At 71.8% G+C, this 13,767-nt stretch carries 11 protein-coding genes; 7 read left to right on the top strand and 4 right to left on the bottom strand.

The features are described from left to right. Window positions 1–24: 24 nt before the first annotated feature. Window positions 25–1,521: an amino acid permease gene (locus KIK09_RS17055; RefSeq protein ID WP_214320191.1), complete on the top strand. Its 1,497-nt coding sequence runs from the start codon at window positions 25–27 to the stop codon at window positions 1,519–1,521. 74 nt (window positions 1,522–1,595) lie between these two features. Here KIK09_RS17055 and KIK09_RS17050 read toward each other — a convergent pair whose 3' ends face one another. The 4 genes from KIK09_RS17050 to KIK09_RS17035 all read right to left on the bottom strand — a co-directional run bounded on the left by KIK09_RS17050 (window position 1,596) and on the right by KIK09_RS17035 (window position 5,975). Beyond that, window positions 1,596–3,650, bottom strand: coding sequence for a 3-hydroxyacyl-CoA dehydrogenase NAD-binding domain-containing protein (locus KIK09_RS17050; protein WP_214320190.1), 2,055 nt, complete (start codon window positions 3,648–3,650; stop codon window positions 1,596–1,598). Then, window positions 3,647–4,816: a thiolase family protein gene (locus KIK09_RS17045; RefSeq protein ID WP_372455675.1), complete on the bottom strand. Its 1,170-nt coding sequence runs from the start codon at window positions 4,814–4,816 to the stop codon at window positions 3,647–3,649. Before KIK09_RS17045 ends, KIK09_RS17050 begins: the two co-directional genes overlap by 4 nt. A gap of 59 nt (window positions 4,817–4,875) precedes the next feature. Next, window positions 4,876–5,601, bottom strand: coding sequence for a hypothetical protein (locus KIK09_RS17040; protein ID WP_214320188.1), 726 nt, complete (start codon window positions 5,599–5,601; stop codon window positions 4,876–4,878). Between the two features lie 68 nt (window positions 5,602–5,669). Next, window positions 5,670–5,975: an ArsR/SmtB family transcription factor gene (locus tag KIK09_RS17035; protein ID WP_308164141.1), complete on the bottom strand. Its 306-nt coding sequence runs from the start codon at window positions 5,973–5,975 to the stop codon at window positions 5,670–5,672. Window positions 5,976–6,074: 99 nt separating this feature from the next. Between KIK09_RS17035 and KIK09_RS17030 the strand changes: the two genes are divergently transcribed. The 6 genes from KIK09_RS17030 (at window position 6,075) to KIK09_RS59200 (ending at window position 13,714) form a co-directional block, all read left to right on the top strand. Continuing rightward, on the top strand, window positions 6,075–7,457 hold the full coding sequence (locus KIK09_RS17030) for an MFS transporter (protein ID WP_214320186.1): 1,383 nt from the start codon (window positions 6,075–6,077) through the stop codon (window positions 7,455–7,457). 47 nt (window positions 7,458–7,504) lie between these two features. After that, complete coding sequence (locus tag KIK09_RS17025) at window positions 7,505–8,929, top strand: FAD-dependent monooxygenase (RefSeq protein ID WP_214320185.1); 1,425 nt, start codon at window positions 7,505–7,507, stop codon at window positions 8,927–8,929. 102 nt (window positions 8,930–9,031) lie between these two features. Next, window positions 9,032–10,144 carry a hypothetical protein gene (locus KIK09_RS17020; protein WP_214320184.1) on the top strand — a complete coding sequence of 371 codons (1,113 nt, stop codon included), beginning with the start codon at window positions 9,032–9,034 and terminating at the stop codon, window positions 10,142–10,144. A 216-nt stretch (window positions 10,145–10,360) separates the two neighbouring features. Further along, the gene (locus KIK09_RS17015; protein ID WP_308164140.1) at window positions 10,361–11,356 is read left to right on the top strand and encodes a LacI family DNA-binding transcriptional regulator; all 996 of its coding nucleotides are present in this window, start codon (window positions 10,361–10,363) and stop codon (window positions 11,354–11,356) included. A gap of 415 nt (window positions 11,357–11,771) precedes the next feature. Beyond that, window positions 11,772–12,554, top strand: coding sequence for a sugar phosphate isomerase/epimerase family protein (locus KIK09_RS17010; RefSeq protein ID WP_214320182.1), 783 nt, complete (start codon window positions 11,772–11,774; stop codon window positions 12,552–12,554). Next, on the top strand, window positions 12,551–13,714 hold the full coding sequence (locus tag KIK09_RS59200; protein ID WP_214320181.1) for an alkaline phosphatase family protein: 1,164 nt from the start codon (window positions 12,551–12,553) through the stop codon (window positions 13,712–13,714). The genes KIK09_RS17010 and KIK09_RS59200 overlap by 4 nt, the downstream gene beginning before the upstream one ends. Window positions 13,715–13,767 lie beyond the last annotated feature (53 nt).

The following is a 13,767-nucleotide window of genomic DNA, read 5'->3' as shown; positions in this document are numbered from 1 at the left end:
TTGGTGCGGGAAATATCACCGACTGTGGATATCTTTCGCACCAAGAGCGTTGAACAGTCGATCCGTGACACCGAGGAGCCCGAGCACCAGCTGAGAAAGCGGCTGTCGGCCCTCGACCTGACCGTGTTCGGCATCGGGGTGATCGTCGGTACGGGCATCTTCGTGCTGACGGGGCAGGTGGCCAAGCTGACCGCGGGGCCGGCCGTGGCACTGGGATTCGTGGTGTCCGGCGTGGTCTGCGGTCTGGCCGCGCTGTGCTACGCGGAGTTCGCCTCCACGATCCCGGTGGCCGGATCGGCCTACACCTTCTCCTTCGCCACGCTGGGCGAGTTTCCCGCCTGGGTGATCGGGTGGGACCTGATGCTGGAGATGGCGCTGGCCGCCGCCGTGGTCGCGGTCGGCTGGTCGGGCTACTTCGCCGCGCTGCTCGAGTCGATCGGCATCCATCTGCCCGCCTGGATGGCGGGGGAGGCGCCGGTGGTGAACCTGCCCGCGATCGTGATCGTGCTGATCCTCACCGTGATCCTGGTCCTGGGCATCAAGCTGTCCTCGCGGGTGAACGAGGTCATCGTCGCGATCAAGGTGTCGGTCATCCTGCTCGTCATCATCGCCGGGCTGTTCTTCATCAAGGCCGCGAACTACACGCCGTTCATCCCGCCGGCCATCTCCACCCCGGCGGTCGCGGGGCTGAAGGCGCCGCTGATCCAGGTGCTGTTCGGCATCACCCCGGTGTCGTTCGGCGTCATCGGCATCTTCTCCGCCGCCGCGGTCGTCTTCTTCGCCTTCATCGGCTTCGACATCGTGGCCACCGCCGCGGAGGAGACCATCGATCCGCAGCGCGACGTGCCCCGCGGCATCCTCGGCTCGCTGGCCATCTGCACGGTCCTGTACGTCGCCGTCTCGCTCGTCGTGGTCGGCATGCAGAACTACACCAAGCTGAGCACGAAGGCGCCACTGGCCGAGGCGTTCACCGCCGTCGGGCAGAACTGGGCGGCCGCGCTGATCAGCATCGGCGCCATCGCCGGTCTCACCACCGTGGTGATGATCCTGATGCTGGGTCAGAGCCGGGTGCTGTTCGCCATGTGCCGCGACGGGCTGCTGCCGCGGCAGCTGTCGATCGTGCACCCCAAGTACGGCACGCCGGCACGGCTCACGATCATCGTCGGGCTGGTCTCGGCGGCGCTGTCCGGGTTCATCTCGCTCGGCGCGCTGGCCGAGCTGGTGAACATCGGGACGCTGTTCGCCTTCGTGGTGGTCTCGGCCGGCGTCATCATCCTGCGGCGCACCCGCCCGGACCTCCACCGCGGCTTCCGCGCGCCGTGGGTGCCCGTGCTGCCGATCCTGTCGATCATCGCCTGCTTCTACCTGATGCTGAACCTGCCGGTGGAGACCTGGCTGCGGTTCATCATCTGGATGGTGATCGGCTCGATCATCTACTTCCTGTACGGCTACCGCCACAGCCGCGCCGTGCGCAGCCGCACCACGGAGCCGACGCCACCTCCGGTCCCTGGAACGTTCTAGGCGCGGCGAGGCCGCTCTTGGCCGTCCACACGGGAAGACCCCGGGGGGAACGTCTCCCCCGGGGTCTTCTCACGTCAGGCGGGCACCGAGGCGAGGCCCGGCTCCAGGAACCGCGGGTCGGACAGGCCCGCGCGGTCCAGGTACGGGGTGATGCCGCCGAGGTGGAAGGGCCAGCCGGCGCCCAGGATCATGCACAGGTCGATGTCCTGGGCGGCCGCGACCACGCCCTCGTCCAGCATGATCCGGATCTCCTCCGACAGGGCCTCCAGGACGCGCCGCCGTACCTGCTCGGCCGTTGACGGCGTGGAGCCGCCGGCGAACAGCGCGACCGCCTCGGGGTCGAGCGAGAAGTCAGGCCGGTAGAGGCCCGGCTTGCCGGAGGCGACCAGCTTGGCCATGCCCGGCGAGACGCCGAAACGGCCGGGGAAGGCCTCGTGCAGCGTCTCTGCCACGTGCAGGCCGACGGCGGGGCCGACGAGCTGCAGCAGCGCGAAGGGCGTCATCGGCAGCCCGAGGTCGTCCAGCGCGTGCTCGGCCACCTCCAGCGGCGTGCCCTCGTCGACGGCGGCCACGACCTCGCCCATGAAGCGCGTCAGCAGCCGGTTCACCACGAACGCGGGCGCGTCCTTGACCAGCACCGACGACTTCTTCAGCGCCTTGCCCACGGCGAAGGCGGTGGCCAGCGTCTCGTCGTCGGTCTTGGCGCCCTTGATGATCTCCAGCAGCGGCATCACCGCCACCGGGTTGAAGAAGTGGAACCCGACCAGGCGCGCGGGCACCCGCAGGCCGGAGCCCATCTCGGTCAGCGACAGGGACGAGGTGTTCGTGGCCAGCACGCACGAGTCCGAGACCACGGCCTCCACCTCGGCGAAGACCTGCTTCTTGACCGCCAGGTCCTCGAAGACGGCCTCGATGACGAAGTCGGCGTCGGCGAAGGCGTCCTTGGTGAGCGAGCCGGTCACCAGCGACTTGAGGCGGTTGGCCTGGTCGGCGGAGATGCGGCCCTTGCCGAGGAGCTTGTCCACCTCGGCGTGCACGTAGCCGACGCCCTTGTCCAGGCGGGCCTGGTCCAGGTCGGTCAGCACGACGGGCACCTCGAGGCGGCGCGCGAACAGCAGCGCCATCTGCGAGGCCATCAGCCCGGCGCCGACGACGCCGACCTTGGTGACCTTGCGGGCCAGCGCGGGGTCGGGCGCTCCGGCCGGCCGCTTGGCGCGCCGCTGGACCAGGTCGAAGGAGTACAGCCCGGCGCGCAGCGAGTCGCTCATCAGCAGGTCGGCCAGGATCTCCTCCTCGGCCGCGAAGCCCGCCTCGGGCGTGGCCGTGCGGGCCATCGCGATCAGGTCGAGCGCCCGGTAGGGGGCGGGCGAGGCGCCGTGCAGCTTCATGTCCACCAGGAAGCGGGCGTCGGCGACCGCCTTGTCCCAGTCCACGTCGTCATACGACCGGCGTTCAACCGAAATTTCGGACTTGAGGACTCGGGCGGCCCATCGCAGCGACTCCTCGAGGAAGTCGGCGGGCTCGAAGATCGCGTCGGCGACGCCGTACTCGAAGGCCTGGGTGCCCTTGATCATGCGGTTCTGGGAGAGCGGGTTCTCCACAATCAGCTTGATCGCGGCGGCCGGGCCGATCAGGCGAGGCAGCAGCTGGGTGCCGCCCCAGCCGGGCACCAGGCCCAGGAAGCACTCGGGCAGCGCCACGGCGGGCACGCCCGCGGAGATCGTCCGGTAGGTGCAGTGCAGCGCCACCTCCAGGCCGCCGCCCATGGCCGCGCCGTTGACGAAGGCGAAGCTGGGGATGCCGAGCGAGCCGAGGCGCGCGAAGACCGCATGGCCCAGGCGGCCGATCTCCAGCGCCTCCTCAAGGGTGCGCACCTGCGCGGCGCCCTTCAGGTCGGCGCCCACGCCGAAGATGAACGGCTTGCCCGTCACGCCCACGGCCACCAGGTCCGTGCGCGCGGCGATCGCGTCGAGCGCCTGGCCGAGGGAGGTCAGCCCGCCGGGGCCGAAGGTGTTCGGCTTGGTGTGGTCGAAGCCGTTGTCCAGGGTGATCAGCGCCATCGTCCCGCCGCCGTAGGGCAGCTCGACGTCGCGCACGATGGCCTTGGTGACGAGTTCCTCGAAGCTCATGCCGCGTTACCCCCGATGTTCTCCCAGATCACGGTGCCGCCCATGCCCATGCCGACGCACATGGTGGTGATGCCGTAGCGCACGTCGGGGCGCTCGCCGAACTGACGGGCCAGCTGCGTCATCAGCCGGACCCCCGAGGAGGCCAGCGGATGGCCGAAGGCGATCGCGCCGCCCCACGGGTTGACCTTCTCCTCGTCGATGCCGAAGTGGTCGAGGAAGGCCAGGACCTGCACGGCGAAGGCCTCGTTGACCTCGAACAGCCCGATGTCGGAGACGTCCAGGCCGGCCAGCCGCAGCGCGCGCTCCGTGGACGGGATCGGGCCGACGCCCATCACCTCGGGGTCCACGCCCGCGAAGGCGTAGGAGACCAGCCGCATGCGCGCGCTCAGCCCCAGCTCCTCGGCGACGTCAGAGGCGGCCACGATGCAGCCCGTGGCGCCGTCGTTGATGCCCGAGGAGTTGCCCGCGGTGACGTGCCCGTGCGGGCGGAAGGGCGTCTTCAGCCCCGCCAGGCCCGCCAGCGTCGTGTCAGGGCGCGGCGCCTCGTCGGAGACGGCCAGGCCCCAGCCCTTCTCGGCGGTCCTGATCGCGGTCGGCACCAGGTCGGGCTGGATCCTGCCGTCGGCGTAGGCCTTGGCCGCCTTCTCCTGCGAGCGCACCGCGTAGGCGTCCGCGCGCTCCTTGGTGATCTCGGGGTAGCGGTCGTGCAGGTTCTCCGCCGTCATGCCCATGACCAGCGCGCTGGGGTCGACGAGCTTCTCCGACAGGAAGCGCGGGTTCGGGTCCACGCCCTCACCCATCGGGTGGCGCCCCATGTGCTCCACGCCGCCCGCGATCGCCACGTCGTAGGCGCCGAAAGCGATGCCGCCCGCCACCGTGGTGACCGCGGTCATCGCGCCCGCGCACATCCGGTCGATGGCGTATCCGGGCACGCTCTTCGGCAGCCCCGCGAGCACCGCGGCCGAGCGGCCGATGGTCAGCCCCTGGTCGCCGATCTGGGTGGTGGCCGCGATGGCGACCTCGTCCACCCGCTCGGGCGGCAGCGCGGGATTGCGGCGGATGAGCTCGCGGATGACGCGGACGACCATGTCGTCCGCGCGCGTTTCCGCGTACAGCCCCTTCGGCCCCGACCTGCCGAAAGGTGTGCGTACGCCGTCGACGAACACGACGTCACGGGAATTAGGCACGGGTTCGCTCCTCGTTGGGGAAAGCCACCGCGCCTATGCTACTCGCCAGTAACCAACGCCAGGACGAGCGCCGCCGCCAGCAGCGCGTAGACGAGCGCGGTGGGTGGCTCCCACAGGTGGGCACGGCCCGCGACCAGGGCGGCGATCGCCAGCGCCGCGCCCGTCCAGAGCGTCGCGGCGCCTGGCCCGCGCCGCCCGGAGCCGGGGTCCCACGGGTCGCCGGGGGCTCGCCCCGACTTGACGTGCGCCAGGGTTCTCACCAGGTCCCGCCCCCACCAGACGAGGAAGAGCGCGCCCGCGGCGTAGGCCGGGAACGCCACGATGTCCGCGGCTCCGGCGAGCGCGGCGGCGAAGCCGTACATCCCGGACTCCTGGAACAGGCGCGGCACGGTGAAGCCGAGCAGCAGCGTCACCGCCCAGCAGGCGGCCACGCCGAGCCGGGAGGCCAGGCACAGCCAGGCGCCGCGGGCGACGGAGTAGAGCTCGAGCTCGCGCCTGCGGACCGCCCTGGCTCGCGCGCCCCAGACCCCCTGGGTGACGGACAGTGCGGGGAGCGAGCCGAGGAAGAGCCCGAGGGCCAGTACGGCGAGCGGCAGTGCGCCCTCGCGGGTGCGGGCCCGCTCGGCGAGCAGTTGGGCGGCGGTGAGCAGCGCGATCGAACCGGCAAGCGCGACCAGCGCGGTCCGGCGCGCGGCGCGGGCCTGGGCGCGCAGCCCGGTCACCGCCCGCGCACCGGGAGGGGGTGCTTTCTGGGCCGATAGCATGACCGTAATGATGGCGTCACAACATGTGATGGCGCGCCCGCTTCACGCGGTTTGAATGGAGCCCTCGATCATTCCGGCGCATCCGTGGCGCCCTGGCAGACCAGGTCGAGCAGGCCGGGGAAGCGGGCGTCCAGGTCGTCGCGGCGCAGCCGGACCAGCAGGTTCCTGCCCTGGTTGCGCTGGAAGGTCACGCCGCTCTCGCGCAGGATCCGCCAGTGGCTGGTCAGCGTGGACTTCGGCACGCCGCTGATGATGTCGCCGCAGGCCTGCTCCTCGCCGTCGGCGAGGGTGCGCACGATCTGGGCCCGCACCGGATGGCCCAGTGCCGCCAGCACGTCCACCAGCTCGATCTGCTCCCGCGATGGATGAAGCATGCCGTCCATAGTACGAGATTTTCGAACGATGATTTGACGCCGACGGTTCGACTGTACGAGGATTTCGTACCGTTCGAAAATTTCGTACTAAGGATACCGATGTCCCCTCGTTCCGGTTGGACCCTGGCTTTGCTGGCGTTGTCGCAGCTCATCATCGCCCTCGACTTCTTCATCGTGTTCGTGGCGCTGCCCGACATCGGGCGGGATCTCGGGTTCTCGCCGCAGACCCTGCAATGGGTGGCCAGCGCGTACGCGGTGGCCTACGGCGGTTTCCTGCTGTTCGGCGGGCGCGCGGCCGACCTGCTCGGGCGGCGCCGGATGTTCGTCGCCGCACTGGTGATCTTCGCGCTGTCGTCGCTGGCGGGCGGGCTGGCCGGCAGCCCCGGGCTGCTGGTGGCCGCCAGGGTGGTGCAGGGGCTGGGCGGCGCGCTGCTCTTCCCCGCCACGGTGGCGCTGGTCAACACCCGCTTCGAGGAGGGGCCCGCGCGCAACAGGGCGCTGGGTGTGTGGAGCGGCGCGGGCGCCAGCGGCCTGGCCATCGGCTCGCTGGCCGGCGGCTTGCTCACCGGCGCGTGGGGCTGGCAGGCGGACTTCTACGTCAACGTGCCGCTGGCCGTGCTGGCCATCGCCGGTGCCTACGTCCTGCTCCCGGCCGACGGGCCTGACCGGCGCGGGCGCCGCTTCGACCTGCCCGGCGCGGTGCTGGCCACCGGCGGTGTGAGCCTGCTCGCCTACGCCCTCATCCAGGGGCCCGAGTCCGGCTGGGCCTCCCCGGCCATCCTGGGGGCGTTCGTGCTGGCGGTGGTGCTGCTGGCCGCCTTCGTGGCGGTCGAGCGGCGCAGCGCCGACCCGCTGATGCCGCTGCGGCTGTTCGCCAACCGCAGCCTCACCTCGGCCATCGCGGTCATCCTGGTCTTCGGCGCCACGTTCAACGCCATCCCGTACTTCCTGACCGTCTACTTCCAGAACGTGCTCGGCTACGGCGCGGTGACCACCGGCCTGGCCTTCCTCGTCCCCGCGCTGCTCATCGCGCTCGGCACGCAGCTGGGCGGTCGGATGGCGGGCCGCATCGGGATGCGCGCCACCCTGGTCATCGGCACGGTCGGCGGCGCGCTCGGCACCGCGGCGCTCGCGCTCGGGGTGAGCCAGGGCGGCAGCTACTGGGCCGTCCTGCCCGGGATCGTCGTGATGGGCGTCTGCCAGGGGCTGACCTGGACCGGCATGTGGATCGCCTCCGCCACCGGCGTGGCCGCGGCCGAGCAGGGCGTCGCCTCCGGCATGGCCTCCACGGCGCTGCAGGTCGGCGCCGCGCTCGGGCTGGCCGTCCTGGTCGCGGCCGGCGGGCTCGGCACGGCCACCGGCGCCGCGCTGGCCTCGGGCCTGCGTGCGGCCGTGCTGATCGCCGCCGTCGGCATGCTGCTGGGCACCGTGGTCGCGCTCACCTTCGCCAGGAAGCCGATCGCCGAGCCGGTGCCCGCCTGAAACCTGCTCCGGCCCGCCGGTGTTCGTCTCTATCGAGGAGGATCGTGATGATCGATGTCGCCGTCGCCGGCGGGGGACCCGTCGGCATGCTGCTCGCGGCCGAGCTCGCCCTGCAGGGGGTGCGGCCGGTGGTGTTCGAGCGGCTCGCCGTACCGTCAGGGGAGTCCAAGGCCGGCACGCTGCACGCGCGCACCGCGCAGAGCCTGGACCGGCGCGGGCTGCTCGACCTGGTGGGCCGCTCGACCAGGGGGAGCGTCAGCTTCCACTTCTCCGGCATGTTCGGTCTCGACCTCGGGACCGTCGCGGGGGAGGGGCCGAGCATCGTGGGCAGCCCCCAGGCCTGGGCCGAGCAGGTCTTCGCGCGCCGCGCCGTCGAGCTCGGCGCCGAGATCAGGCGCGGGCAGGAGGTCACCGGGCTGGTCCAGCACGACGACCACGTGCTGCTGTCCGTCGGCGGCCGCGAGGTCGCCGCCCGCTACGTGGTCGGCGCGGACGGAGCCCGCAGCGCCGTCCGCGCCGCCGCAGGCATCCCCTTCACCGGCACGGGCGCCCGCGTCGCCGCCCTGTCGGGCGACGTGCGCCTGCTCGACCCGTACGGCGTGCCCTCCGGCTACAACCGGACGCCGCGGGGCTGGGTGCTGGCCTGGGTCAACCCCCTGGGGCTGAGCCGCATCACCACCTACGACTTCGAGGCGCCGCACGCCGACCGCCAGGCTCCCGTCTCGCTGGAGGAGCTTCGCTCCAGCGCCGAGCGCATCCTCGGCGTGCCCGTCCCGATGGCCGACCCCGCCGGTCTGTCCCGGTACGGCGACGCCGCCCTGCAGGCCGAGAACTACCGTGCCGGGCGCGTGCTGCTGGCGGGGGACGCGGCCCACGTCCACTTCCCGTGGGGCGGGCAGGGGCTCAACACCGGGCTGGAGGACGCCATGAACCTGGGCTGGAAGCTGGCGGCCGTGGTCCGCGGGCAGGCGCCCGGCAGCCTGCTCGACACCTACCACGCCGAGCGGCACCCGGTGGCGGCCCGGGTGCTGTGGAACGTGCGGGCGCAGACGGCGCTGGCCAACCCCGATCCCGCGATGGACCCGCTGCGTGAGCTGTTCGCCGAGCTGATGGGGCTCGACCAGGTCAACGAGTACCTGGGCGGCATGATCAGCGGCGTGGACACCGTCTACTGCGTCGGGGCGCCGGGGGCGGGATGGATGCTGCCCGACGTGGAGCTGAAGACCTCCGACGGTCCCGTGCGGCTGGTCGAGCTGCTGCGGGGCGGGCGGCCGCTGCTGCTGGATCTGGCCGGGCGGGACGATCTGGTGGCCGAGGCCGAAGGGTGGCGCGATCGGGTGGAGGTCGTGCGGGCCACGGCGGAGCTCGACGTGGATGCCGTTCTGGTGCGTCCGGATGGGTACGTCGCTTGGATCCCAAATAGGAGCTCCTACCCACTGCATGAGGCCCTTGAACGTTGGTTTGGCCCCTGAAACGCATCATCATTTGAGGGGATCCTGTGAAATTTCCGGACAAGTGGTGGTGGAGTCTGTTAGGAAGGGGCGCGTTGCGAATTCGTACTAGAGAGGTTCACCGTGGCGCGCGACGAGAACGACAGGCCTCATGAGGCGTTAAACCCGGACCTCAGCGGCGACGTGCTGTCCCCGCGCTGGAGCACGGACGACACGGACGAGCAGCCTGCCATCCAGGTCTCGGGCAACGAGACCTACATCATGCCGCCGGACAGAAGTGCTCCGGTGGAGATCGGCGACTACCTCGCGCAGACCGGGTCCTCCTACGGTGATTCCGGGGATGCGCTGGCCGGTGACGCGCTGGCCGCCGACCCTCTGGGTGACCGTCTTGGCTCCGGTTCCGAGCTGGCCTCCTCCGGCGACCACCTCGGCTCGGCCGATCCGCTCGGCTCGGCCGATCCGCTGGGCTCGGTCGATCCGCTAGGTTCCGCCGGCGCGTTTGGCGATCCGCTCCGGGATGAGCCCTTCACCGGGACGGCCGGCGCGAGCGGACCGCACGACTTGGTTTCCTCCTCCCTTTCGGCGGATTCCTCCGACGAGGAGTCCGACTCCGGGTACCTGCCGATCGACCGCGGCTTCGACGCCGAGGACGGCGAGCCCAAGCGCGGGTTCCTCGGCTCCGGGTGGAGCGATGACGGTGGTGACCAGGGGGATCAGGAGGTGCGCCGCCGTACCAAGATCCTGCTGGTGGCGGCCGCGGCGGTCGTGGTGCTCGGCGCGGGAGCGGGGTGGATGCTCACCAGCTCCTCCGACGACGACCCGTGCGCCGGCGGGCACTGCGCCAGCGTCGGCCAGCTGACCGCGCCGACGCCCACGCCGAAGGACTCCAAGTCCGAGTCGGAGCCCACCGAGACCGACTCGCCCGAGCCCACGGCCACGGATACGACGGCGCCGACGCACACGCCCGTCCGGGTGCGCAGCACGCGCACGCCCACGCCGCGGACCTCGCCCACGCGCATCGGCGTGCCGACCACCAAGCCCAGCACGCGCAGCACCAAGCAGCCGGACGGTCCCATCAAGAACACCACGACGGACCAGGACCAGCAGGTCTCCTCGACCAAGCAGTCCAGCCAGCCGACCAACCCGGGGCCGGCGCCCACGGGCACCCAGGCTCCCGTTCCGCAACCCACGCAGTCCAAGCAGGGGGGTCTGCTGGGCTTCCTGTTCAACTGGTAGCCAGTCACCGTGCACCGCGCCTCCTCTCGTCCCAGCCTGTCCCGCGCAGGCTGGGACTTCGCGTCCGCGGATCTCTCTATGGTGCGGAGCTCGCCTGGCTCTCCGGTCGCGCGCCGTACCTCTGGGGCGGGGTGCTGTGCTGGTGGGGTGGGGCGTGCGAGGATGCGGGCCAGGTGTCGTTCTGACACACTGGGAAACCGCTTTCCGGGAGGTCTCGTGGTCACGCTTGAGGACGTCGCCAAGCAGGCGGGCGTGTCCCTGGCGACCGCCTCGCGGGTGCTCAACGGCAGCACCCGCCAGGTGGGCGCCGACCTGCGGGCCCGGGTGGAGCGGGCGGCCGACGAGCTCGGATATCGTGCCAACGTCGCGGCCCAGGCGCTCGCCCGAGGGGCGAGCAACGTGATCGGGCTCGTCGTGCACGATCTCACCGACCCCTACTTCGCGGCGCTGGCCGACGGCGCCATGCGGGCGGCCGCGGGCGAGGGCCTGCTCGTCATGGTCGGCACCACGCACCGCGACCCGGAGCAGGAGATCGCCTACGTGGCGACGCTGAACGCCCAGCGGGTGCGCGCCGTCCTGCTGGCCGGCTCTCGCGTCACCGACACCGAGGTCACCGCCCGGCTGCGCAGCGAACTGGTGCGTTACCAGGCGGGCGGCGGCCGGGTCGCCTGCGTCGGCCAGGACCTGCTCGGCGTCGACACGGTCGCCCCCGCCAACCGCGCGGGCGCCGCCGCGCTCGCCCGCGCGCTGGCCGAGCTGGGACACACGCGCTTCGCGGTGCTCGCAGGGCCGCCGCACCTCATGACGGCCGCCGACCGGTGCGCCGGGTTCGTCGAGACCGTCGAGGAGCTGGGGCTGCCGACGCCGCGCGTCGTCCACGGGCCCTTCGACCGTGACGGCGGTTACCAGGCGGCCACCGAGACCGGCGACGCGACCTGCGTGTTCGCGGTCAACGACGTGATGGCGGTGGGCGCGCTCGCCGCCTACCGCGAACGCGGGATCCGGGTGCCGCAGGACGTGTCGGTGGCCGGTTTCGACGACATCGCCACGCTGCGCGACCAGGTCCCGGCTCTGACGACGGTACGGCTGCCGCTGACCGACATGGGCGCGCGGGCGCTCGAGCTGGCGCTGGGCGAGGGCGAGGCGCCCGTGGTGGAGGAGATCACCGGTGAGGTCGTCCTCAGGGAGAGCGTGCGCCGTTGCGGCCCCTGACCCGCCGTCCCCTGACGCCGCCGGCCCTCCCGCCGCCGGCAGCCGCTCCACCGACCCCACACCACTCCCGCGACGCGCTTCGACGAGCGAGGACGTCGCCAGCCGCTCTACCGACTCCGCACCACTGCCGCTTCCGCGATGTGCTTCGTCGGGCGAGGATGTCGCCAGCCGCTCTGCCGACCCCGCACCACCGCCGCTCCTGTGATGCGTGTCGACGAGTGAGTACGGCGGCTGCCGCCCCGTGCTGCCGTGGCTCCTGCGATGTGCTTCGACGAGTGAGTACGGCGGCGCGGGACGCGGGTTCGGTCGGCTGCGGATGGGGCGGGTGTTGGCGTGAGGTGGGCTTGGTCGGTCGTGAGGGTGGGCTTCGGCAGGGGAGTGGGGCCGGGGCTTGCCGTACAGAAGGTGAGGGAACATGAAGCTGGCGGTCAGCACGCTGGGGATGCCGGGCGAGGGGCTTGACCGGGCGATCGCGGTCGCGGCCGGGCACGGGTGCCAGGGGCTGGAACTGCGGCTGCATCCCGACACGGGAGTGCACGCGGGGCTCTCCCCTGACGAGCGGCGGTCCGCCCGCGATCGGATCTTCACTGCAGGTCTGGAAATTTCGGCGCTCGCCGGATATGTCAGGATCTGCGAGCCGGGAGAGGACGAGCCCGTCGTCGCGGCGCTGGTCGACGATCTGCGGCTGGCCGCCGACCTGGGTGCTCCCGGGGTGCGGGTGTTCCCGCGCGGCGACGATCCCGCGGTGGGAGCGCGCCGCCTGCGGGCAGTCGCCGGTACGGCGAGCAGCCTCGGCGTGCGGGTCCTGGTGGAGACGCACGACCTGATGCCCACCGGGGCGGCCGTGGCGCGGCTCCTCGACGAGGCCGGGTGCCCCGAGGCGACCGGTGCGCTGTGGGACCTGCTCCATCCGTGGCGCAACGGCGAACCTCCGGCCGACACGCTCGCCGCGCTCGGCCCCCACCTGGCCTACGTCCAGGTCAAGGACGCCGTCTCGGCCACCGACACCACGCCGGTGCCGCTCTGGACCGGGTCGGTGCCGCTGGAGGAGGAGGGCCGCCTGCTGCACGAGGCCGGATACGACGGATGGGTGTCGCTCGAATGGGAGCGGACGTGGTATCCACAGGTGGCTCCCGTGGAGAAGATCCTGCCGGGCGCGGCCGAGTGGGTGCGCCGCTACGAGAGGACGTCGCAGTGAGGGACAAGGTACTCGTCGTCGGCATGGACGGCCTGCGCTTCGACCGCATCACGGCCCTGTGCCCGCCGACCCTGACGCACCTCATCGCCACCGGTGCCCACGGCACGAGCGTCCTCCCGTACGGCAAGCCCGCCACCCCCCGCACCAAGTCCCCCGGCGAGGTCATCCGCACCCCACGTCCCAAACTCGCCACACCCTCCGGCGCTGCTCCGACCGGGAGCGCCACGGGGACCGGCGGGTCCGCGGCCGCGCAGGCTCCCACGGGACCCGAGGGCTTCTCGTCGGGCCGTGGCGGACCGGCGGCGGAAGGCTCTCCCCATGGGGGAGACGCGGGCAGGTCCGGGGCCGCGGGCCGTGGCGGATCAGTGGCGGCAGGAGGTGCGGGCGGTTCTGCGGGCGCGGCGTCCGGCCGCGAGAGGGAGGCGGCGTTCGGTGACCGCGAGAGGGAGATCGACTCGCGGACGGATTCCGGGCCGGGATGGGCGTCGATCCTGACGGGGGTGTGGCCGGATCGGCATGGCGTGGTGGACAACGGGTTCGGAGGTGCCCGCTTCACGAAATATCCGGACTTCTTGACGCGGGCCAAGCAGGCCAAGCCGCAGCTGAACACCTCGGCGTTCTTCTCATGGGCGGCCCTCGACGAGCACGGCGCGTTCGGCCTGGCCGTCGACTCCAGGTTCGTGCTCGACGGCTACGCGATCTCGTTCATGACGGCCGACAAGCAGCTGGCCGCCGCCGCCGAGAGCCATCTGGCCGAGTCCGACCCCGACCTGATGTTCGTCTACCTGGGCGCCACCGACGAGGTGGCCCACGACCTCGGCCCGCTGTGCCAGGACTACGCCGACGCCTTGTCGGCGCAGGACGCCTACCTGGCCCGCTTCATCGAGGCCGTCAGGAACCGCCCGCCGTACCAGGAGGAGCGCTGGACGGTCATCGTCACCACCGACCACGGCCATGTGGACGGGGGTGGGCACGGTGGCGACTCCGCCGAGGAGCGGGGCGTCTTCGTGATCGCGGCCAGGCTTGAGGAGGACCTCGGCGGGATCCGCCTGGACGGGCCGCGCCTGGTCGACGTGGGGCCGACGGCGCTGGCGCAGCTCGGCATCGCCACCGATCCCGGCTGGGACCTCGACGGGACCCCGCTTTTCATCAGTCGTTGAATTCTCTGGCCTGAGGTGAGACGCTGAACCTCAGGCGAACGCGGGGAGTACGG

The organism is Nonomuraea sediminis (genome assembly GCF_018531495.1).
GTDB lineage: Bacteria > Actinomycetota > Actinomycetes > Streptosporangiales > Streptosporangiaceae > Nonomuraea > Nonomuraea sediminis.
This window is presented reverse-complemented; position numbering and strand designations above follow the sequence as displayed.